The organism is Caballeronia mineralivorans PML1(12) (assembly GCF_001028175.1).
Classification (GTDB): domain Bacteria; phylum Pseudomonadota; class Gammaproteobacteria; order Burkholderiales; family Burkholderiaceae; genus Caballeronia; species Caballeronia mineralivorans.
Genome location: NZ_AEJF01000173.1, coordinates 123869 through 145695, shown reverse-complemented (window position 1 = coordinate 145695; position 21827 = coordinate 123869). Strand labels below are relative to the sequence as shown.

Below are 21827 nucleotides of genomic sequence, written 5' to 3'. Positions count from 1 at the left end.
CGGTTAGCTCCATTCACCCAGTCTGCAGCCCCAGCAATGTGCCAACTTCTCGGAATGAACTGCGCGGAACCCACGGACGTGACTTTCTCGTTCACCGGTTTTGCGGCGCGTGGCGGCGTCACCGACCATCACGCGGACGGCTGGGGCATAGCGTTCTTCGAAGACAAGGCGTGCCGCCTTTTCATCGATCACCAGTCGTCGGCCAGTTCTCCGCTCGCCGAAATGGTGAAGCGTTATCCGATCAAGTCGAAAAATACGATCGCGCATATTCGCAAGGCCACGCAAGGTCACATCCTGCTTGAGAACTGCCATCCGTTCATGCGCGAATTGTGGGGCAGGCATTGGATTTTCGCGCACAACGGCGATCTGAAAGATTTCAAACCCTGTCTGAACGGGCAGTATCAGCCGGTCGGCACGACCGATAGCGAGTTGGCGTTCTGCACATTGCTGCAGGGTCTGCGGCGCGAATTCCCCGGCTGCCAGCCGCCGCTCGACGAACTTTTCGCGACGCTGGAAAAGCTGACGCGCGAAATCACGCAATTCGGCGTATTCAATTTCCTGATGTCGAATGGCCAGGCGCTGTTTTCGCATTGCTCCACGCATCTGTATTATCTTGTGCGCAGTTGGCCGTTCTCCACGGCGCATTTGATCGATGCAGACATGTCGATCGATTTCGCGAAATACACTACGCCGGAAGATCGCGTCGCGGTGATCGCGACCTCGCCGCTCACCGACGACGAAATCTGGACGCGCTTCGAACCCGGCGACCTCGCGTTGTTCCAGCATGGCGCATTGCTCAAGACGGTCAATGTTCCGGTACCGGCCGATGTCGCGGAGAAAGCGCGCGAACCACTGTGCAAGGTTTGCGTTGAATCGGTGCTGCGCGTCGAGACTATCGAGACGACCGCTGATGTGGAGACCGAACTCGGCATCGAGTAGTTTCGCGATTTTTGAGGATCACCTGAACTCACGCTCGTTCCACTACCCAGGGAGCACATGCCATGTCAGGAAAGTTCGTCATCGACCGAGCCCGCAACGGCCAGTTCTATTTCAACCTGCGGGCAGCCAACGGCGAACCGATCCTCAAGAGCGAGACGTATGTGACGCGGGCATCGGCGGAACACGGCATTGCATCGGTCAAGGCGAATGCGCTGATCGACGAACGCTATGAGCGTAAGACGGACAAAAGCGGCGCACCCTATTTCAATTTGAAGGCGGGCAATCACGAGGTTATAGGCGTAAGCGAGGCATACAGCAGCGCGGCGGCGCGCGATGCCGGGATTGAATCTCTGAAGAAAAACGCTCCGGATGCCGTGACGCAAGACAACACCAAGGCAGCGTCAACCAGCCACTAGCGTTAGAAGAAAAGGGCCGTCCAGCATGTGCTGGACGGCCCTTTTTTACGCCGCGCGCTTCTTTAGATCAACGCGCGATGGCTACGTAGCTGTCCGGCGCTAGCCGAAACAGCCCGCCACCCCCATCAGTGCAGAATCTTCGCGAGAAAATCCTTCGCGCGATCCGACTTCGGATTCTCGAAAAACGCTTCCTTCTTGTCGTCTTCCACGATCAACCCGCGATCCATGAAGATCACGCGGTGCGCGACCTTCTTCGCAAAGCCCATTTCGTGCGTGACGCACATCATGGTCATGCCTTCCTGCGCCAGTTCGACCATCACGTCGAGCACTTCGTTGATCATTTCCGGATCGAGCGCGGACGTGGGTTCGTCGAAGAGCATGGCGATCGGGTCCATCGATAACGCCCGCGCAATCGCCACCCGCTGCTGCTGCCCGCCGGAAAGCTGGCCGGGGAATTTATCGGCGTGAGCGCTCAGTCCTACGCGCTCCAGCAGCTTCAACCCCTTTGCGGTGGCTTCGTCCTTCGAGCGCCCGAGCACCTTGATCTGAGCAAGCGTCAGGTTCTGCACGATAGTCAAATGCGGAAACAGCTCGAAGTGCTGGAACACCATGCCGACCTTCGAGCGCAGCTTCGACAGATTGGTTTTCTTGTCGCCGATCGACTGACCGTTGATCGTGATCTCGCCCTTCTGGAACGGCTCGAGTCCGTTCACGGTTTTGATCAGCGTCGACTTGCCCGAACCGGACGGGCCACACACCACCACCACTTCGCCCTTTTTGACTTCCGTCGTGCAATCGGTCAGCACTTGAAACTGGCCATACCATTTCGAAACATTCTTGAGTGAGATCATCGGGCGACCTTTTTCTGAAGACTTTTGACGAGACCGGATGCAACCAGGCACACCACGAAATAACAGGCGCCGGCGAACAACACCATTTCGACGGTCGTACCGTCGCGATCGCCCACATTCGTGGCCGTGCGGAAAAAGTCCGCGAGGCTGATCACATACACCAGCGACGTATCCTGGAACAAAACAATAGCCTGCGTGAGCAGCAACGGCACCATCGCGCGAAACGCCTGCGGCAGGATGATCAGCTTCATCGCCTGCATGTAGGTCATGCCAAGCGCGAACGCCGCGTTGACCTGTCCGCGCGACACCGCCTGAATGCCCGCGCGGATGATTTCCGAATAATACGCAGCTTCAAACAGCGAGAACGCGACCATGGCAGACGCTAAACGGATATCGACTTCCGCCGATAACCCCAGCACATTCTGCAGGAACTGCGGCACGATCAAAAAGAACCACAGCAGCACCATGACAAGCGGGATCGAGCGAAACAGCGTGACGTATCCCTTCGCGAACCATTCGAGCGGCTTGACGCCCGAGAGGCGCAGCAGCGCGAGCACGGTGCCCCACAAAATCCCGAACACGAGCGCGAGCAGCGTGATCTTGAAGGTGATGATGGCGCCGGTCCACAGCGTGGGCAGTGAGCTCACCACGCTGCTCCAGTTGAAATGATGCATCACTTGCCTCCAATGTAGCCGGGCAGCCGAGTCTTGGCTTCGACCACTTTCATCAGTTGCATGACGATCAGGTTGATCAGCATGTAGGCAAGCGTCACGGCAATGAACGACTCATACGACTGCGCGGTGTAATCCACAAGTTGCCGCGCCTGCGCCGACAGTTCGAGCAAACCGATGGTCGACGCCACCGCCGAGTTCTTGAACACGTTCAAGAATTCCGACGTCAGCGGCGGCACGATGATGCGATACGCGACCGGCATCAAGATGTATCGATACGTCTGCCATTCGGTGAAACCCATGGCGAGACCGGCGGCGCGTTGTCCGCGCGGCAAGGCCGCAATGCCCGAGCGCACTTGCTCGCACACGCGTGCTCCGGTGAATAACCCGAGGCAGATGATGGATGAGGAATAGAACTGCGCGTTCGGCGGCAACTGCTTGAACCAGTTACCAATGGAAGGCGGCAGCAATTCCGGTATCACGAGGTACCAGATAAAGAACTGCACAAGCAGCGGAATATTACGAAAGATGGCGACATAAACCGTGCCGATGGCAGCCAGCTTGCGGTTCGGCACGGTGCGAAGAATGCCGAACAACGAGCCGACCACGAGCGCCAGGACCCATGACGCGAGCGACACGGTAACGGTCACCCAGAAACCGGAAATGAGCCAGCCGAGATAGGTTGTGGGCTCGCCGGTCGATACGGGGCTTAGGAAAACGCCCCAATTCCAGTGGTAGGACATGGACTCCCTCCAAAAGAAAACGGAAGAAGCAGCGCTCCTTCCGTTTCCATCAATCCAGAAGCATCGGGATTAATCGATTGCCTTGTCGTTCGGGTTCTTGAAAAGCGCCTTCATGTCGTCGCTTTCCGGGAAGTTCAGGTTAAGACCCTTCGGCGGAATCGGACTTTCAAACCACTTCTTGTAGATCTTGTCGCCTTCACCCGAGGTTTCTACCTTGGCGATCGCGTCGTCGACTACCTTCTTGAACTCCGGATCGTTCTTGCGCAGCATGCAACCATAAGCTTCACGCGATTGCGGCGTACCGACAATCACGAAATCGCCCGGGTTGCTCGACTTCGCACGTTCGCCGGCGAGCAACGCGTCGTCCATCATGAACGCAACGGCGCGTCCCGTCGACAACGTCAAAAACGAGTCGCCGTGATCCTTCGCGCTGATGATGTTCATGCCCATGCTCTTGTCCTGGTTCATCTTGCGAAGCAGGCGCTCGGACGTGGTGCCCGCGGTCGTCACCACGGTCTTGCCTTTCAGGTCGGCGAAGTCCTTGATCCCCGAATCCTTCTTGGTCATCAAGCGCGTGCTGATCACGAAGATGGTGTTGGAGAACGCGACTTGTTGCTGACGTTCGAGGTTGTTCGTGGTCGAACCGCACTCGAGGTCGATTTGATTACCCGTCACGAGCAGCAAACGGTTTTGCGACGTAACCGACTTCTGCTGAACCTTCAGGTTCGGCATGTTGAGCTTTTCCTTGACGGCGTCGACCACCTTCAAAGCAAACTCATACGAATAACCAATGACCTGTTGCTTGTCGTCGTAGTACGAGAACGGTATCGACGACTCGCGGAAACCCAGGTAGATGTTCCCGGAATCCTTGATCTTCTTTAACGTATCGTTGTTTTGCGCTTGCGCACCCGAGGCGAATATACCCAGTGCGGCGAGCAGTAGCGCGGCTTTTTTAAACTTCATAGTTTGATCTCCTTGGCGAAAACGGCGCAATTTTAGCAGGGTAATAAAACTGAAAGAATGAATGTTGTCCACAGTTGCTTATTTTTGAGACACCCGCTGCAATGTCTGACTGAGCGGGCTTTCGAGCGCCTTCAACTGCCGTGGTTCCGCCCTAATTTTCTTGTACTTGTCACGCGAAACGCCCGTCGTCGTCCCGAAGGACGCCGCCGGGCGTCTTGATGCTTTTTGCTTTAGCGCCGCCTCATTCTGGCCTACGCTCGCAAACGTTGCTTGTTCCTGAAATCACGGGTACAAGCCGCGCATTTCGCGCGCTTGCAGAATCCGCGTACACGCGACGATGAACGCCGCCGTGCGCACGGACACCGCATGCTCGCTCGCTACTTGCCACACGGCCGCGAACGCTTCGCGCATGACGCGCTCGAGTCGCTGGTTGATCTCGTCTTCGGTCCAGAAGAAGCTGGAGAAATCTTGCACCCATTCGAAGTATGAAACCGTGACACCGCCCGCATTCGCGACCACGTCGGGGATCACGAGAATACCCTTGTCGTGGAGAATGTCGTCGGCCGCCGTGGTGGTCGGGCCGTTCGCGCCTTCCACAACGATCTTCGTCTTGATCTTCGGTGCGTTTTCTTCCGTGATCTGGCCTTCCAGTGCAGCGGGAATCAGGATGTCGCTTTCGATGGTCCAGAACTCGTCCTTGCTGACCGGGTCCGCGCCTTCGAAGCCGCCTACGCCACCATGTTTGGCGACGTGCTCGAGCAATGCGACGGCATCAATACCCGATGATTTGTACAGCGAGCCAGTGTGATCCTGCACCGCCACCACTTTTGCGCCGGCTTCCTGGAACAGCCGCGCCGCGATTCCGCCAACGTTACCAAAACCCTGCACGGCGATGCGCGCGCCTTCAATATTGAAGCCAATCCGGCGCGCCGCTTCCGAACCCACCACAAACACGCCGCGACCGGTCGCTTCCTTGCGGCCGAGCGAACCCCCAAGCGAGATCGGCTTGCCGGTGACCACGCCGGTTGCCGTCTGGCCCTGGTTCATGGAGTACGTGTCCATCATCCACGCCATGATCTGCTCATTCGTGTTGACGTCGGGCGCGGGGATGTCCTGGTTCGGTCCGATGATGATGCCGATTTCGCTGGTGTATCGACGCGTCAGGCGCTCAAGTTCGCCACGTGACAAGGTGCGCGGATCAACGCGAATACCTCCCTTCGCGCCGCCGTACGGCACGTTCACGGCCGCGTTTTTCACCGACATCCACGCCGACAGCGCCATCACTTCCGACAACGTCACATCCTGGTGATACCGCACGCCGCCCTTGCCCGGACCACGAGACATGTTGTGCTGGACCCGATAGCCTTCGAAGTGCGTGACCGTGCCGTTATCGAGTTCGATAGGGCAATCGACAATCAGGATGCGCTTCGGGCGCTTGAGGGTTTCGACCCATCGCGACAGCGAGCCGAGATAGGGCGCTACGCGATCGACCTGCTGAAGATAGTTGCCCCAAGGGCCGAGGTGGGTGGAATCGAGATAGGAGGGAATGGCGTGCTGAACAGCGGAAACCGAATGGTCTTGTTGCGGCGATGACATCGAAGCCCCAGCGTTGTGTGGAATGACTTCATTGTCGAAAATTCGGATATTGAAATCCAATGCCGTTTCATCATTGCGTTATGTCTTTCATGCATAACGCCTGGAACGCTTATGTGGACTGGGTTTCCACGGGTCGTGAGAGCTCCTCGCCAACTGCTTCCCAAAGATTACGCATCAAGGCCTGACGAGGATCGTCACCTTTCGACGCCATCTTGTCGCGGTACAAGCGAATTTCCATCGTCAGCGTGAACTGACCGGCAGGCGTTCCGCGGGTTCCCCGGTCTAGCCGGATCAGGCTGCCTTCATCGACTTCCTTGGCGACTGCGCTGTGCGGCAGGAACGCCACGCCATGACCGGCCAGCGCCATCGCCTTGAGACCTTCGGCCATGTCGGTTTCGTAGACCTTGTCGAGATAAAGGCGCGCCGGCGATGTCCCGATGATCACCTCCGTCATGCGGCCCAGGTAAGCGTTCGGCGTGTACGAGAGATAGGGCACGGGGGCATCGGCGGCGCCGGGCAAGGTGTAGCGCGCGCGGCCTCCCTTGTTCACCGACGAGAACGGGCTGATAGGTTCGGTCCCGAGCATGAGCATGTCGTAGCGCGCGGGATCGAGCGCGACCGGATGACTCGGATGGTGATAACCCATCACCAGATCGCAGCCTCCTTCCACCAGCGACAACACGGCGTCGTGAACATTCAGCGCACGCAAGCGCGTGTTGATGCGCCCAAGCCGGGCTTCGATGTGTTGCAGCCATCGCGGAAAATAAGTCAGCGAAAGCGTGTGAGGAACCGCAAAGTCGATGGTTGCATCAGGCACGCCGGTCTGACCTCGCAATAGCGTGCGTGCTTCGTGAAACTGGGAGAGCATCGCGAGCGCCTGTTCGTAGAACACCTGACCGGCTTGAGTGAGGCGTGTCGGGTAGACGGAGCGATCGATGAGATCCGTACCGAGCCACGCTTCGAGCGCCTGGATACGGCGCGAGAAAGCCGGTTGCGTGATGTGCCGCAGTTCAGCCGAACGGCTGAAACTGCGCGTCTCTGCGAGCGAGACGAAATCTTCGAGCCATTTCAGTTCCATGCGGCTCCTTCGGCCTGATTGGGGATGCGCCCTGAACGCTCCGGCATTTTACCGTTCCGTTGGCGATGGCTGGATCCGTGAACTACCTCGCACCATTCTCACGCGACCCGCACACGCGCGGTGCTGCGTCGCAGCGATAGCAGTGCGCGCGGTATCGGGTTCAAGTGAGCGAAACGTCGGCTCCCGCGCGCCTTCGTACAGCGCCAAGGCGCATCGCTGTTGGGTCTGCGGGTATCGGCTACACCGTAAAAAAAGCGTCGATGCCAGCCGGCATCGACGCTTTTTTGTTGCGAGTTTCAGGTCATATCCGGGACGCTTCCGCCGTCGCCTTCCGGCTGCCACAGCGTTTCAAGCCCGCGCCGACTCCCCCACTTCCACCGCATCACTCCCACCCGCATCACTCCCACCCTCTTCCGGCTCCTGCGCTTTCTGCTGCTGCAGCGCCCACATCTGCGAGAACAATCCGCCGGCGCGCACCAGTTCCGCATGCGTCCCCCGCTCCACAATCCTTCCGTGATCCATCACGATAATCTGCTGCGCATGAACCACCGTCGATAGCCGATGCGCAATGATCAGCGTCGTCCGCTCCCGCGCGATCAGATCCAGCTCATGCTGAATCGCCCGTTCGGATTTCGAATCGAGTGCGGACGTGGCTTCATCGAAGATCAGGAGGGGCGGGTTCTTCAACAATGTCCGCGCAATCGCCACGCGCTGTTTCTCCCCGCCCGACAACTTCAACCCGCGCTCACCCACAGGCGTCTCGTACCCCGCCGGCAAACTTTCGATGAACTCGTGGATATGCGCCGCACGCGCCGCCGCGATCACTTCGTCGCGTGAAGCCGATGGCAGGCCATACGCGATGTTGTAGTAGATCGAATCGTTGAAGAGCACCGTGTCCTGCGGCACGATGCCGATCGCCGCGCGCAATGAATCCTGCGCGACGTCGCGGATATCCTGGCCGTCCAGCAAAATCCGCCCGCCTTGCTCGCGGTCGAGATCGTAGAAACGAAAGAGCAGACGCCCGAGCGTCGACTTGCCCGAACCGCTATGGCCGACCACCGCCGTCGTAGTCCCGGCAGGAATCGTGAAATCGATGCCATGCAAAATCGCCCGCGCGCGGTCGTAGGAAAAGCTCACGTTCTCGAAGCGCACTTCCGCGCCCTTGACGACAAGCGGCGGCGCATTCGGCACATCGGGCACTTCACGCCCGGCGCCGAGCAAGGTGAACATGCGGTCCATATCGGTGAGACTTTGCTTAAGCTCGCGATACACCACGCCCAGGAAATTCAGCGGGATATACAACTGCAGCATGAACGTGTTGATCAGCACGAGATCGCCGAGCGTCAGATGCCCCGCAACAACGCCTTGCGTCGCACGCCAGAGGATAAAAACCAATCCCGTGCCAATAATGAATTGCTGCCCGAAGTTAAGCACCGACAACGACCGTTGCGAGCGAATCGCCGCCGTCCTGTAGCGCTTGAGGTTCTCGTCGTAACGTTGCGCTTCCCACTCCTCGTTGCCGAAATACTTGACGGTTTCGTAGTTCAACAAAGAATCGATGGCACGCGAATTGGCCTTCGAATCCAGCTCGTTCATCGTGCGCCGGAAGTGCGTGCGCCATTCGGTGAGCTTGATCGTGAACACGATGTACGTCACCAGCGCAATCAACGTGACGATCGCGTAATACGCTTCGTATTTCGCGACGAAAAACCCGAGCACGAGGCCGACTTCCACGAGCGTCGGCAGGATGCTGTAGAGCGAATACGAAACGAGTTGCTGAATGCCGCGTGTGCCTCGTTCAATATCCCGCGACATGCCGCCGGTCTGCCGCTCCAGATGAAACCGCAACGAGAGCGAATGCAGATGCCGGAACACTTTGAGCGCGAGTTGCCGCACGGCGCTTTCGGTGACCTTCGCGAACAGCATTTCGCGCAATTCGGTAAAGAGCGAAGTGGACAAGCGCACGACCGCATACGCCACCACGAGCAAGCCCACGCCACTCACTAAGATGATCGCAGCGGAGTCCTGCGCGCGTCCGAGCGCGGTCAGATGCTGGATGGAACTCAGGCTGTCGATGACCTTTTTCATCACGATCGGCACACCCAGATTCGCAACTTTTGCACCGATAAGGCACGTCAGCGCAAACGCAACGCGCCATTTGTATGTGGTCAGGTACGGCAGCAGCGAGAGAATGGTCTGCCAGTCGTTACGCGGCCCTTTGGCGGCGGGAACCGGTTCGGAAGGAGAATTGCGGCGCATGGATTCAAGGTCTGCAGAGGTCCTCGCCGCATAGAGAAACGGCGTCGGACAAGCGAGGTATCGCGGGACGGGGCACCCATCTCAAAATGCGGGCTTTCCCGTACAATTCAATGTTTCCCGGCGCGGGCGACACTCAGCCGGAGCCTCAGCCAAACGCGGTAAAAAGCACGCTGGACGGCTGTGAATCGTGGCTGTAAATCGTTCGAGCTCGTTCGGAGCGCCAAGCAACATCGTTTAATGTTGCATTGTCGCAGAAGGTGCCGCGGCGCGCTGGCCCGCCGGCATCCCGTCTTTGTCACTCTTTCATGGAAATCCGCTCGTGAGCCAATCCCTGCAACTCCCGAACAAACCGGTCGCGCTGCGCGTGGTGCCGCAACCGTCCGATGCCAACGTCCACGGCGATGTCTTCGGCGGATGGATCATGGCGCAAGTGGATATCGCCGGATCGATTCCGGCAAGCCGGCGCGCGAACGGGCGCGTGGCGACCATCTCCGTGAATTCGTTCGTGTTCAAGCAGCCGGTGTTTGTCGGCGATCTGCTGAGCTTTTATACGGATATCGTGAAGACGGGCAATACGTCGGTGACGGTATCGGTCGAGGTCTACGCGCAGCGCATGAGCCTCGCGGAAAACGTGGTGAAGGTAACGGAAGCTACGCTGACCTACGTCGCGACCGACAGCGACCGCCGTCCGCGCGCACTGCCCGCGCTGGACTGATCGGACTGACTCTCACGCGGGCCGAGCCACCGGCTGGTCCCGCTGTTCAGCAACAGCGCGGGAATATCGCCGCCTGGCAGCGGCTGCGAGAAGAAAAAGCCCTGCATCTCGTCGCAGGCGCGGGCGACCAGGAAATCCAGTTGTGCTGCCGTCTCCACGCCCTCCGCAATCACCCGCAACTCGAGCGAATGAGCGAGCGCGATGATCGCTGAAGTAATCGTTTCATTGCCTCCCGACGAACCGATATCCGCGACAAACGAGCGATCGATCTTCAAGCGGTGAACCGGAAAGCGCTTCAGATAACTGAGGCTCGAATACCCGGTCCCGAAGTCGTCGATGGCAATACTGATCCCCAGCGCCGCCAGTTCCGACAAGGTGGTAACGGCCTCTTCGCCGTTGCGCATGATCGCGCTTTCGGTGAGTTCGATTTCCAGGTACTGCGGCGCGAGGCCAGTTTCTTCGAGCACGGACGTAACAAGTACGCGGATATCGCGTTGCTGGAACTGCCGCGCCGACAAATTCACCGACATCCGCGCTGCCGGCAGCCCTTGATCCTGCCACGCCTTGTTTTGCCGGCACGCTTCGCGCAGCACCCATTCGGACAGCGGCCCGATCAGCCCGCATTCTTCGGCCACCGGAATAAACGCAGTCGGCAAGACCAGCCCGAACTCCGGGTCCATCCAGCGCACGAGCGCTTCCATGCCGACGATCTCGCCCGTCGTCAGATCCACTTGCGGCTGGTAGTGCAGCAGGAATTCGCCGTCGCGTAATGCACGCCGCAACCGCCGCTCGACGTCCATCCGCGCCCCCACGCTGGCGTTCATCTCCGGCTGGTAGAACTGGTACGTGTTGCGGCCCATGTCCTTCGCGCGATACATCGCGAGATCAGCTTTCTTGAGCACGGTTTCGGCATCGTCGCCGTCTTGTGGGAACAGGCTCGCGCCCATGCTGCAGCCCACGTACATCTCCGTGCCGTCGAGCCACACCGGGTCCGAGATGGCGGTCCGCACACGTTCCATCCATGCGATCAGCGCGCTTTCGCCGGTCATGTCGGGGAGCACGACCACGAACTCGTCGCCACCGTGGCGCCCGATCGTATCGCCGGAGCGCCCGCAACGCGCCAGCCGCTCGGCGACCACCGCGAGCAAACGGTCGCCAACGCTATGGCCAAGGCTGTCGTTGACGTTCTTGAAGCCATCGAGATCGACGAAAACCACGGCCACCGTGGTGTCCTGCTGGCGTGCTCTATCGATAGCGTGCTGCAGCCGGTTGCGCAGCAGATTGCGGTTCGGCAGGCGCGTGAGCGTGTCGTAGTTCGCCTGATATTCGAGCTGCTCCTGATAGCGGATCACCTCGGTGACATCGTTGATCACGCCAATGTGATGTGTCGTATGCCCGTGCGCGTCCGGCACAGGCGCGATGAATAGCTGGTTCCAGAACAGCACGCCATCCTTACGATAATTGCGCAGCACCGCGCTGACTTCGCGGTTCGCGGCCAAGCCCTCGCGGATTGCCTTGAGGCCTTCCTGATCGAGGTCGTCGCGTTGCAGGAAACGGCAATCGCGGCCCACGATATCGGCCGGATCGTAGCCCGTGATGCGCTTGAACGCAGGATTCGCATACTCGATCACGTTGCCCGTGGCGGTCGTGCCAGTGATCAGCACGGCGTTCACGCAGGCATCCAGCGCCCGGCTTTGCAGGCGCAGCGCGAGTTCCGCGCGCTTGCGCTCGGTCGTGTCGTCGTACGAACCCAGCACGCCGATAATGCGCCCCGCCCCATCCAGCAGCGGCAGCTTGCTGGTGATGGAGGTGCGCACTTCGCCGTTGCGGTGGATGTCGCGCTCCTGGTTCATCAACGGCTGGCCGGTCGCGATGACCTGGCAATCGCCGTCACGAAGCTCCGCGGCCGAATGCGCCCAGGGCAGCGCGTCGTCGGTCATGCCGACCACTTGTTCCTTGCTGGCGAGACCGGCGTCGCGGGCAAAGGCGGAATTGCAGCCCAGATAACGCGACTCGCGATCCTTCCAGAAGATCCGCTGCGGAATATTGTCGATAAGCAATTCCAGCATCTGCTTCGAACGCCGTGCTTCGATCTCGGCATTGATGCGGTCAGTGACGTCGTTCGCCAGCATGAAAATACCCGGGTATCCCGAATAGGTCAGCGCGTGAGACGAGATGTCGGCGCTGACCTGCTCGCCGTCGCGGCGCTTGTGCCGCCATACGCCCGCGCGCCGCTGCGCGCTTGTCTGGCCCGTCTGGCGCGGCTGATCGCTGGTGTAGCGCGCGAGCAGCGCGGCGAGGCGATCGAAATCGTCGTCGGCGTGCAGGTCGCGCACGGTCATCGACAGGAATTCGAGCTCGTTGTAGCCGTAATGCGCGAGCGCCGCCGGATTCACTGCGACAAAGCGATACGTCGCGGCATCGACGATCCACATGGGCACGGGATGCGCGTCGAACAGATCGCGGAAACGCTCGTTGCTGCGCTGCATGGCCCGGGCAATGCGCAACTTGTCGCGCGCCGACTTCTCGTGGCTCGCGAAGGTGTAGATCAGCGCACCGCCACCGGCGAGCATGGTGAGGATCAGCAGGAACACGGCGCGGCTGGACGCCCGCGCGGATTCGTTGAGCGTCGCCGCGAGCGAATCGGCTTCTCGCGCGCGCAACACCGCCAGTTCGACATCGAGCGATAGCAGGTCCTCGGCGAGCCGGCGCACCGCTTGCCGGGTCCAATCGCGGGCGGCGCCGGGCGTGTCCACGGCCGCGCGTTCGAACGCCGCTTGAGCGTCGCGTTTCGCGATACGCGCGCTTTCGCCGAGCAGGTAGAACGCGCCTTCCATGCCTGGTTCGTAAGCGAACTGGGCGCGCAGGCCGCTTTCCAGCGCGTTGATATGCGCTGCACGCGCCTCGCGAACGTCGGCCGGCTTGAGTACGCCGCTTGCCTCGTACCAACTGATTTCGGGGAGAATTTCGCCGAGAGCGCTGCGGTACGCATCGAGGTCGCGCATCAGGCTGAGTGAGCGGCGCGTGCGGGCGTCGGCATCGCTTTGGAGGTCGATTTGCTCATAGGCGATGAACGCGTTCGCGCCCATGGCCACCAGGACGACGGCGAGATTGACCAGCAGGCGGCGGGAAAAGAATGAATTCATGGTGTCGATCGCCGTCCGGCATGCGGGGCTGGGAAGACTGGGCGCGAGTCTTCGCATCGATTTCCGAGCATCGATCTCTAGTTATCGGCAGGGGGTGGGGGATATTTAGGGTAGGCGCTTAAAAAGTGCCTGTTGGCAGGGTTTCTTGCTCGCAACGGAGGCAAGGGGCGACAAAAAGAGGTCGGTCGGGAGCTGCGGCGGGGCGGATTTGCTTTCGGTCTTACAGGCTACGTCTGCCAGCGACCGGCTGGCATCGATCGCGGGTTACTGGTGAGGCGCAGCGGTCCGCTTTACGGGTTAGTTTCATTAGTCGCCGTCGGCAGTGGCTACTGCTCGCACCTGGGCTTTACGCAGGCAGGGTTCTGCCGGCGCCCAGCGTCCCTCGGCCGCCCGTCCACGTGCGAGCGGAATTCTAATCGGCTAGGCCAAACTCCCGCATCGCCGGAACGAAGTCGTGATTCACCTCGCTCTTTCGCGATAACTTGGCCAGCGCATAGCGCTGGAACGGCGAAAGTTCCGACCACCGGCCAAGACTCGGCAAGCCGATCCCGCACAAACTGCTCTGGCGAATCACGGTTTCGGGCACGACGTCGGTGTGCGCCCATATCGGGTCGCTGTCGGGCGCAAATGTCTCCGGCACCGCGTCGGTGTGAGTTCGCAACATCTCGGCGAGCGCCCGGTCAAAATTGGGTTCGATCGCGGCGTCATCTTCAACAGGAAAGCGTGCGAGCAACTCGCGGTCGCCGTGCGGCAGTCTTCGCCACTGATCGAGCGAAATGCGCTGGCCGAAGCGGTCTAGGTTAAAGCGCACGACGAGCGGAATGAAACTCAGATTCTCAGTCGACTCCAGTTCGAATCCGAACAGGCGCGGAGCGTCGTAAAGTGCCATGGCAGGTGCCTCGTTGGCTTGATGGACAAGGAAAGCGAGTGAGGCCGCGGTAGGTTATCGTAGGGCCTTGAACGGCTTGTAGTGTGTTCGCTGCTCCATAAAGCAGCAAGCGTTATGCCCGAATTTATCTCGTAAATGCTTATGGGAAGCGGCTAAAACGCGACATCGAAAGCTATCAGCAAGTGAGCCACGCCATGAATGACACAGACATCGACGATCAACCCGGCTACATAGAACGCCCCGTACGGCGGCACCGGCTCGGCGAAATACGCGACGCCGCCGACGACGTCGGCCAGGAATGGCCCGTCGCGCTCGTGTACAACGGCATCTCGCACGCGGTAATGATGTGCACGCCGCGTGACCTGGAAGCCTTCGCAGTGGGATTTTCGCTGACCGAAGGCATTGTGGAGCGCGGCAGTGACATCCACGACATCGAGGTATTTTTCTACGATAACGATACCCCCGGCGGCACATTGCCGCACGCCGAGGTGCACGTTCAGGTCGTGCAGCAGGCGTTCGTCGCGTTGAAAGACAAACGCCGCGCGCTGGCCGGGCGCACGGGCTGCGGGGTGTGCGGGATTGAAAGTATCGAATTGCTGGATCTGCAGCCGGAACGCGTGCCCGATACCGGCTTCCTGAGCCGTCTAGCCGATAACGCCATCGCGCACGCCGCGCATGAATTGCCCGCGCATCAGCAGTTGTCGAAGCTGACCGGCGGGTTGCACGCGGCCGCCTGGTGCGACGAAAGCGGTGCGGTGAAATACGCGTTCGAGGACGTGGGTCGCCATAACGCGCTCGACAAGCTGATCGGCCATCTGGTGCTGCAACGCGTCGATACCACGCAAGGTTTCGTATTCCTTTCAAGCCGGGCCAGTTATGAGCTCGTGCGCAAGTCGGCGCGGGTCGGCGTGCCGATGCTGGTGACGATTTCGGCGCCGACGTCGCTGGCTATTTCCATCGCGGAAAAAGCGGGGCTGAGGCTGGTTAGTTTTGCGCGCGAGAACGGATTTGTGGAGTACGGCCGCGTGGACAACGCTGAAAGCTGACCCGCAAGCGGGCGTAAGCACCGGCTTGCGGCATCGGTTCCAAGCAAGTTTGCGGCGAAGCCGATTGTCAGTTAAACCGGCTGAAGTCCGGCTTCCGCTTCTCAAAGAACGCCGTGAACGCTTCCTTCGCTTCGGGCGCAGTCAGCATGCGCGCGAAGTGCGCAGCTTCCGCGTCCATCTGCGCGCTGACTTCTCCCGCCTGACCACCCTTCATCAAAGCCTTGGTGGCCTTAAGCGATGCCGGCGGCAACGCCGCGAGTTTTTTCGCCTGAGCGAACGCGAAATCACCCACTTCTTGCGCCGATAAAACCCGGTTCACAATCCCCATGTTCGCGGCTTCGGCGGCATCGAACGCTTCGCCCAGCAGCAGCTTCTCCGCCGCCCGCTGATAACCGGCAATGCGCGGCAGCAGCAAGCTCGACGCCGCCTCCGGACACAACCCGAGTTGCACAAAGGGCAGCGCAAACTTCGCCGTCGACGCCGCGTAGACCAGGTCGCAATGCAGCAGCATCGTCGTACCGATACCTACAGCCCCGCCCGCCACCGCCGCCACAACAGGCTTCTGCGCGGAACTGATGCGGCGCAGGAACTGGAACACGGGCGCGTCCTGATTCGCGGGCGGTGTCTTCATGAAGTCTTCGATATCGTTGCCTGCGCTGAACGTATCGCCGACCGCGCGAATCAGCACCACGCGCACGGCGGGATCATTTTCGGCATCGAAGAAAGCGTCGGCCATGGTTTGGTACATCGCGGCCGTCAGCGCGTTCTTGCGGGCCGGACGGTTCATCGTGATGCTCAGCACGCCGTCAACGTGTTCGGTGATGATGTCCATTTTCGTCTCCTGAATGAAGAAACGGTTCGCGAACCGGATGGCGCGCGAACCGTCGTTCTACGTTTAGCGATACGCCGGGTTTTACCGCTTACATCCGTTCGATAATGCCCGCCGCACCCATGCCCGTTCCCACGCACATGGTCACCATGCCGTACTTCAGGTTGCGCCGGCGCAAGCCGTGAACCACGGTCGCGGCCCGGATAGCGCCCGTTGCGCCGAGCGGATGGCCCAACGCAATCGCGCCGCCGAGCGGATTGATCTTCGACGGATCCAACCCCAGGTCCTGAATCACCGCGAGCGATTGCGCCGCAAACGCTTCGTTGAGTTCGATCCAGTCGATATCGTCCTGCGTCAGACCGGCTGCTTTCAACGCTGCGGGAATCGCTTCCTTCGGACCGATGCCCATGATTTCCGGCGGCACGCCGCGCACCGCGAAGCTCACGAAACGCGCGAGCGGCGTCAGGTTGAATTGCTTGAGGATCTTCTCGGAGACCACGATCAATGCACCCGCGCCGTCCGACGTCTGCGAGCTATTGCCCGCCGTGACCGAACCCTTTGCGGCGAAGACAGGACGCAGCTTGGCGAGCCCTTCCATGGTGGTGTCCTGGCGCGGACCTTCGTCGTTCTTGATCTCGCGTGCGTTGACGCGAATCTCGCCCGTAGCCAGATCCGGGAAACGTTCGTTCAGCGTGAACGCCGCGATTTCATCGTTAAACTCGCCGGTGCGTTGTGCTTCCAACGCACGCCGATGCGATTCCACCGAGAACGCATCCTGCGCTTCGCGGCTGATCTTCCAGCGCTCGGCCACGCGTTCGGCCGTCAAGCCCATGCCGTAAGCAATCCCGATATTCTCGTCACGATCGAAGATATGCGGCGACAGCGACGGCTTGTTACCCATCATGGGCACCATGCTCATCGACTCGCAGCCGCCCGCAATCATCACATCCGATTCACCAACGCGAATCCGGTCGGCGGCCATCGCCAACGCCGTCACGCCCGATGCGCAGAACCGGTTCACCGTCACGCCGCCCACCGAGTTCGGCAAGCCGGCCAGCAACGCGCCGATACGCGCCACGTTCAGCCCTTGCTCGCCTTCGGGAATCGCGCAACCGATGATCGCGTCTTCAATCAGCTTCGTATCCAGCCCCGGCACTTGCGCCACCGCCGAACGAATCGCGTGGACCAACAGCTCGTCCGGGCGCGTATTCTTGAAGATGCCACGCGGCGCCTTGCCGATAGGCGTCCGGCTCGCGGCGACAATATATGCGTCCTGCACTTGTTTGCTCATTTTGCAGCTCCCCTAATGTCCGCGCGCGTTAGTTACGAACCGGCTTGCCGGTCTGCAACATGCCCATGATCCGTTCCTGCGTCTTGGCGGTGCCGAGCAACTCGATGAACACACGACGTTCGAGCGCCAGCAGCCATTCTTCATCGACGAGACTGCCCGCTTCAACGTCGCCGCCGCACACCACTTCCGCGATGCGGCTCGCGATCAGGAAATCGTGATCGCTGATGAAACGGCCATCGCGCATGTTCACCAGCGACGCCTTGATAGTCGAGATCGCTGAGCGTCCTGCCACTGGGATTTGCGTGGCACGCAACGGCGCGCGATAACCGGCAGCGCTCAAAGCACGTGCTTCCTTCTTCGCGATATCGAGCAATTCGTGCACGTTGAAAACGATCGTGTCCGATGGCTTGAGATAACCCATCGTGCGTGCTTCCAACGCGGAGGCGGAGACCTTCGCCATCGCGGCGTTCTCAAACGATTTCTGGAGGAACTTGAGCAGATCGCTGGTTGCGTTCACGGCGCTTGCAGCCGTCGCCGCACGCAACGCTGCTTCCTTCAGACCGCCGCCCGCCGGCACGAGACCGATACCGACTTCCACCAGGCCCAGGTAGCTCTCGATATGCGCAACACGCTTGGCCGAATGCAACGCGAGTTCGCACCCGCCGCCGAGCGCAATCCCCGACACAGCGGCAACCACCGGCACGCTCGCGTACTTCACGCGCAACATGGTTTGCTGGAACTTCTTCACGAACGGCTCCATACCCTTCGCGCCGCCCATCATGAACGCGGGCATCGACTCTTCCAGGTTCGCGCCGGCCGAGAACGCACCTCCCGGATTACCGAGTTTCAGTGCAGACGTTTGCCAGATCACGACGCCCTTGTAATCGGCTTCGGCCAGTTCGATCGCTTGCGTCAAGCCATCGAGCACCGACGGTCCGATCGCGTTCATCTTGCTTTTGAACGACACGATGACGACATCGTCCTCGCCCGCGCGATCATCGACCCATGCACGCACGGCGTCGGTTTCGAACAGCGTCTTGCCGTAGGTCTTCGGATCGACGCCCGTTTCGCCGGCCAGCGGCGCGCGGAAGACCTGCTTCTTATAAACATCGAGCGATGAGCGCGGCACAAAACTCTTCGATGCAGGCGACCACGATCCTTCAGCCGTATGCACACCGCCCTTTTCCGCGACCGGAGCGTCGAAGACCCATGAAGGCAACGGCGCTTTCGACAACGCCTTGCCTGCATCGATATCTTCCTGCACCCATTTCGCCACTTGCACCCAGCCAGCCGATTGCCAGCCTTCGAACGGACCTTCGTTCCAGCCGAAACCCCAGCGGATCGCGAGATCGATATCGCGTGCATTGTCTGCAACGGATTCCAGATGCACGCCGATGTAATGGAACACATCGCGGAAGATGGACCAGAGGAACTGCGCTTGTGGGTGCTCCGATTCGCGCAGCAGCTTCAGGCGTTCAGCCGGCGGGCGCTTCAAGATCCGGCCGACGAGTTCGTCCGCCTTGCTGCCGCCATCAACGTAGGTTCCCGTCTTCGGATCCAGCACCTTGATCGCTTTGCCTTCTTTCTTATAGAACCCCGCGCCCGACTTCTGTCCCAGCGCGCCGTTCTTCACCAGGCCGGCAAGAACCGCCGGCGTTTCATACAGCGGGAAGAAGGGATCGTCGGGCAGGTTGTCCTGCATCGTCTTGATGACGTGCGCCATCGTGTCGAGGCCGACCACGTCCGCCGTGCGGAATGTCGCCGATTTAGCGCGGCCAAGACGCGCGCCGGTGAGGTCATCGACTTCATCGAAACGCAGTCCGAACTTCTCCGCTTCCGCGATCACCGCGAGAATCGAGAAAATACCCACGCGATTCGCGATGAAATTTGGCGTGTCCTTCGCGCGCACGACGCCCTTGCCCACCACGCTAGTCAGGAACGTTTCGAGCTGATCGAGGATCTGCGGCTGGGTGGTATCGGTGGGAATCAGTTCGACCAAGTGCATGTAGCGCGGCGGATTGAAAAAGTGCACGCCGCAGAAACGCGCCTTGAGTTCATCGGAGAAACCCTTCGACAACTCCGTGATCGACAACCCCGACGTATTGGTCGCGAAAATCGCCTTCGCACCGATATACGGCGACACCTTCTTGTACAGGTCGTGCTTCCAGTCCATGCGCTCGGCGATTGCTTCGATCACGAGATCGCAGTCCTTCAACTTCTCGATGTCGTCGTCGTAATTCGCCGGTTGAATGTATTGCGCATCGTCTTTCACGCCGAATGGCGCGGGCGACAGCTTCTTCAAATTCTCGATCGCTTTCAACGCGATGCCGTTCTTCGGACCTTCCTTGGCCGGCAGGTCGAACAGCAGGACCGGCACCTGGGCGTTGATCAGGTGCGCAGCGATCTGCGCGCCCATCACGCCGGCGCCGAGCACAGCCACCTTGCGTATGTTCAGATTGCTCACGTTGTGTCTCCGGGAGAGGTATTCGGTAAGACGATGCGCCGCGTTTTTTGAACCACCTAAACGCGGCGCAGTGCAAAAGAGGCCTAGAACAAGGCTTCGTCGTAGTCCATCAGCGTCTTCGATCCAGCGCGCGCAGCGCGGATCGTCGATGCCGTTTCAGGCAGCAGCTTGGCGAAGTAGAAACGCGCGGTAGCGAGCTTCGCCTTGTAGAACGGGTCGCCTTCGGCTTCTTTATCCAGCGCAATACGTGCCATGCGCGCCCAGAAATACGAGAACACCAGATGCCCGACAGTACGCATATAAGGCACGGCTGCAGCGCCGACTTCGTCCGGATTCTGCATCGCCTTCATGCCGATTTCCATGGTCAACTTCTGCACCTTGTCACCGATATCCGCGAGCGGGTTGATGAACTCCTGCATCTCCGGCTTCACGCCTTCCTGCTCGACAAAATCCGTCACGAGCTTGCCGAACTTCTTCAGCTTCGCGCCCATGTCCCCGAGGATCTTGCGGCCGAGCAGATCCAAGGCCTGAATCGAATTCGTGCCTTCGTAGATCATGTTGATGCGGGCATCGCGCACGTATTGCTCCATGCCCCATTCGGAGATGAAGCCGTGGCCGCCGTAAATCTGCATGCCCATGTTAGTGCCTTCGAACGCGTTGTCCGTGAGGAACGCCTTGATGACAGGCGTGAGCAGCGCGACGAGATCGGCGGCGTCTTTACGCGCAAATTCATCGGCGTGGGACAGTTCCTTGTCGATGTTCAGCGCAGCCCAGTACGTGAACGCACGGCCCGCTTCGGCGTAGGCCTTTTGCGTGAGCAGCATGCGACGCACATCCGGATGCACGATGATCGGATCGGCGGCTTTCTCCGGCGCTTTCGGACCGGTCAGCGAACGCATTTGCAGGCGCTCCTTCGCGTACACGAGCGAGTTCTGATACGCGATTTCCGTCAGCCCGAGCCCTTGCATGCCAACGCCGAGACGCGCCGCGTTCATCATCACGAACATGGCGTTCAAGCCCTTGTTCGGTTCGCCGACAAGCCAGCCCTTCGCGCTATCCAGATTGATCACGCAAGTGGAATTGCCGTGAATGCCCATCTTGTGTTCGATAGAACCGCACTTCACGCCATTGCGCTCACCCGGAGCGCCGGCGTCCGTAGGAATGAACTTCGGCACGATGAAAAGCGAAATACCCTTCGTGCCAGTCGGCGCGCCCGGCAAACGAGCCAGCACCAGATGCACGATGTTCTCGGCCAGATCATGCTCACCGCTGGAGATGAAAATCTTCGTGCCGCTAATGGCGTAGGAACCATCGCTGTTCGGCTCGGCCTTGGTACGCAGCATTCCCAAGTCCGTGCCGCAATGCGGTTCGGTCAGGCACATGGTGCCGGTCCAGGTGCCATCGACGAGTTTCGGCAGATACGTCTTTTGCAACTCAGGCGCGCCGTGCGCATGCACGCATTCGTACGCGCCGTGCGACAGGCCCGGGTACATCGTCCAGGCCTGATTCGCCGAATTCAGCATTTCGAACAACGCGTTGTTCACGAACGCAGGCAAGCCCTGGCCGCCGTATTCCGGATCGCAACCCAGCGCCGGCCAGCCCGCTTCCACGTATTGCTTGTAGGCTTCCTTGAAACCCGCCGGCGTGCGCACGACGCCATCGCCTTCGTACGTGCAGCCTTCGCGGTCGCCAATCTGGTTCAGCGGGAAAAGCACCTCGGCGCAAAACTTGCCGGCTTCTTCGAGAACCTGATTGATGGTGTCGGCGTCGAGATCCGCATGCTTCGGCATGTTCTTGACCTCGGCTTCCACGTTGAGCAGTTCGTGCAAGACGAATTGCATGTCACGCAGCGGCGCTGTGTACTGTCCCATTTTTCTTCTCCAAGTGTCCAGGAAGCTTGGGCCTTGCTCGCCGCCAAATCTGCTGATTCG

17 protein-coding genes are annotated in these 21827 nt (G+C 60.1%); 4 read left to right on the top strand and 13 right to left on the bottom strand.

The features are described 5' to 3' along the window. The first annotated feature begins 36 nt into the window (after positions 1-36). Together EOS_RS29175 and EOS_RS29170 are read left to right on the top strand one after the other, a co-directional pair. Positions 37-939: a class II glutamine amidotransferase gene (locus EOS_RS29175; protein ID WP_075645411.1), complete on the top strand. Its 903-nt coding sequence runs from the start codon at positions 37-39 to the stop codon at positions 937-939. Between the two features lie 62 nt (positions 940-1001). Further along, complete coding sequence (locus EOS_RS29170; protein ID WP_047895661.1) at positions 1002-1355, top strand: YegP family protein; 354 nt, start codon at positions 1002-1004, stop codon at positions 1353-1355. A gap of 125 nt (positions 1356-1480) precedes the next feature. Here the strand turns inward: EOS_RS29170 and EOS_RS29165 are convergent, their stop codons facing one another. The 7 genes from EOS_RS29165 to EOS_RS29135 all read right to left on the bottom strand — a co-directional run bounded on the left by EOS_RS29165 (position 1481) and on the right by EOS_RS29135 (position 9516). Next, the gene (locus EOS_RS29165) at positions 1481-2206 is read right to left on the bottom strand and encodes an amino acid ABC transporter ATP-binding protein (RefSeq protein WP_047895660.1); all 726 of its coding nucleotides are present in this window, start codon (positions 2204-2206) and stop codon (positions 1481-1483) included. Next, positions 2203-2880, bottom strand: a complete 678-nt coding sequence (gene gltK / locus EOS_RS29160; RefSeq protein WP_047895659.1) for a glutamate/aspartate ABC transporter permease GltK — start codon at positions 2878-2880, stop codon at positions 2203-2205. Before gltK ends, EOS_RS29165 begins: the two co-directional genes overlap by 4 nt. Beyond that, complete coding sequence (locus EOS_RS29155; protein WP_047895658.1) at positions 2880-3620, bottom strand: amino acid ABC transporter permease; 741 nt, start codon at positions 3618-3620, stop codon at positions 2880-2882. Before EOS_RS29155 ends, gltK begins: the two co-directional genes overlap by 1 nt. Positions 3621-3689: 69 nt before the next feature. Further along, positions 3690-4583 carry a glutamate/aspartate ABC transporter substrate-binding protein gene (locus EOS_RS29150; RefSeq protein WP_047895657.1) on the bottom strand — a complete coding sequence of 298 codons (894 nt, stop codon included), beginning with the start codon at positions 4581-4583 and terminating at the stop codon, positions 3690-3692. A 282-nt stretch (positions 4584-4865) separates the two neighbouring features. Further along, positions 4866-6179, bottom strand: a complete 1314-nt coding sequence (locus tag EOS_RS29145) for a Glu/Leu/Phe/Val family dehydrogenase (RefSeq protein ID WP_047895699.1) — start codon at positions 6177-6179, stop codon at positions 4866-4868. A gap of 109 nt (positions 6180-6288) precedes the next feature. After that, on the bottom strand, positions 6289-7257 hold the full coding sequence (locus EOS_RS29140; protein ID WP_047895656.1) for a LysR family transcriptional regulator: 969 nt from the start codon (positions 7255-7257) through the stop codon (positions 6289-6291). Positions 7258-7605: 348 nt separating this feature from the next. Continuing rightward, on the bottom strand, positions 7606-9516 hold the full coding sequence (locus EOS_RS29135) for an ABCB family ABC transporter ATP-binding protein/permease (RefSeq protein WP_047895655.1): 1911 nt from the start codon (positions 9514-9516) through the stop codon (positions 7606-7608). 319 nt (positions 9517-9835) lie between these two features. Between EOS_RS29135 and EOS_RS29130 the strand changes: the two genes are divergently transcribed. Further along, positions 9836-10231 carry an acyl-CoA thioesterase gene (locus EOS_RS29130; protein WP_047895654.1) on the top strand — a complete coding sequence of 132 codons (396 nt, stop codon included), beginning with the start codon at positions 9836-9838 and terminating at the stop codon, positions 10229-10231. Here the strand turns inward: EOS_RS29130 and EOS_RS29125 are convergent. Beyond that, a complete protein-coding gene (locus tag EOS_RS29125) occupies positions 10177-13377 on the bottom strand; it encodes a sensor domain-containing protein (protein WP_082163555.1) in 3201 nt (1066 codons plus the stop codon). The genes EOS_RS29130 and EOS_RS29125 overlap by 55 nt on opposite strands. Before the next feature lie 412 nt (positions 13378-13789). Continuing rightward, the gene (locus EOS_RS29120) at positions 13790-14266 is read right to left on the bottom strand and encodes a nitrate reductase associated protein (RefSeq protein ID WP_047895653.1); all 477 of its coding nucleotides are present in this window, start codon (positions 14264-14266) and stop codon (positions 13790-13792) included. A gap of 194 nt (positions 14267-14460) precedes the next feature. On the opposite strand from EOS_RS29120, the gene fdhD reads away from it, so the two are divergent. Further along, complete coding sequence (gene fdhD, locus EOS_RS29115) at positions 14461-15312, top strand: formate dehydrogenase accessory sulfurtransferase FdhD (RefSeq protein WP_047895652.1); 852 nt, start codon at positions 14461-14463, stop codon at positions 15310-15312. A 67-nt stretch (positions 15313-15379) separates the two neighbouring features. On the opposite strand, the gene EOS_RS29110 is transcribed toward fdhD, so the two are convergent. The 4 genes from EOS_RS29110 to EOS_RS29095 all read right to left on the bottom strand — a co-directional run bounded on the left by EOS_RS29110 (position 15380) and on the right by EOS_RS29095 (position 21767). After that, positions 15380-16144 (bottom strand): enoyl-CoA hydratase, encoded by a 765-nt coding sequence (locus tag EOS_RS29110; protein WP_047895651.1) that lies wholly within the window; start codon positions 16142-16144, stop codon positions 15380-15382. 88 nt (positions 16145-16232) lie between these two features. Beyond that, positions 16233-17432: an acetyl-CoA C-acyltransferase gene (locus EOS_RS29105; protein ID WP_047895650.1), complete on the bottom strand. Its 1200-nt coding sequence runs from the start codon at positions 17430-17432 to the stop codon at positions 16233-16235. A gap of 28 nt (positions 17433-17460) precedes the next feature. Continuing rightward, on the bottom strand, positions 17461-19896 hold the full coding sequence (locus EOS_RS29100; RefSeq protein WP_047895649.1) for a 3-hydroxyacyl-CoA dehydrogenase/enoyl-CoA hydratase family protein: 2436 nt from the start codon (positions 19894-19896) through the stop codon (positions 17461-17463). Positions 19897-19979: 83 nt separating this feature from the next. Next, positions 19980-21767 carry an acyl-CoA dehydrogenase C-terminal domain-containing protein gene (locus EOS_RS29095; RefSeq protein ID WP_047895648.1) on the bottom strand — a complete coding sequence of 596 codons (1788 nt, stop codon included), beginning with the start codon at positions 21765-21767 and terminating at the stop codon, positions 19980-19982. Positions 21768-21827 lie beyond the last annotated feature (60 nt).

Coding starts and splice junctions, on each gene's coding strand:
- EOS_RS29135 (WP_047895655.1), bottom strand. CDS start 9,516: ATGCGCCGCAATTCTCCTTCCGAACCGGTTCCCGCCGCCAAAGGGCCG.
- EOS_RS29125 (WP_082163555.1), bottom strand. CDS start 13,377: ATGAATTCATTCTTTTCCCGCCGCCTGCTGGTCAATCTCGCCGTCGTC.
- EOS_RS29150 (WP_047895657.1), bottom strand. CDS start 4,583: ATGAAGTTTAAAAAAGCCGCGCTACTGCTCGCCGCACTGGGTATATTC.
- EOS_RS29165 (WP_047895660.1), bottom strand. CDS start 2,206: ATGATCTCACTCAAGAATGTTTCGAAATGGTATGGCCAGTTTCAAGTG.
- EOS_RS29155 (WP_047895658.1), bottom strand. CDS start 3,620: ATGTCCTACCACTGGAATTGGGGCGTTTTCCTAAGCCCCGTATCGACC.
- EOS_RS29140 (WP_047895656.1), bottom strand. CDS start 7,257: ATGGAACTGAAATGGCTCGAAGATTTCGTCTCGCTCGCAGAGACGCGC.
- EOS_RS29145 (WP_047895699.1), bottom strand. CDS start 6,179: ATGTCATCGCCGCAACAAGACCATTCGGTTTCCGCTGTTCAGCACGCC.
- EOS_RS29110 (WP_047895651.1), bottom strand. CDS start 16,144: ATGGACATCATCACCGAACACGTTGACGGCGTGCTGAGCATCACGATG.
- gltK (WP_047895659.1), bottom strand. CDS start 2,880: ATGCATCATTTCAACTGGAGCAGCGTGGTGAGCTCACTGCCCACGCTG.
- EOS_RS29170 (WP_047895661.1), top strand. CDS start 1,002: ATGTCAGGAAAGTTCGTCATCGACCGAGCCCGCAACGGCCAGTTCTAT.
- EOS_RS29175 (WP_075645411.1), top strand. CDS start 37: ATGTGCCAACTTCTCGGAATGAACTGCGCGGAACCCACGGACGTGACT.
- EOS_RS29095 (WP_047895648.1), bottom strand. CDS start 21,767: ATGGGACAGTACACAGCGCCGCTGCGTGACATGCAATTCGTCTTGCAC.
- fdhD (WP_047895652.1), top strand. CDS start 14,461: ATGAATGACACAGACATCGACGATCAACCCGGCTACATAGAACGCCCC.
- EOS_RS29120 (WP_047895653.1), bottom strand. CDS start 14,266: ATGGCACTTTACGACGCTCCGCGCCTGTTCGGATTCGAACTGGAGTCG.
- EOS_RS29105 (WP_047895650.1), bottom strand. CDS start 17,432: ATGAGCAAACAAGTGCAGGACGCATATATTGTCGCCGCGAGCCGGACG.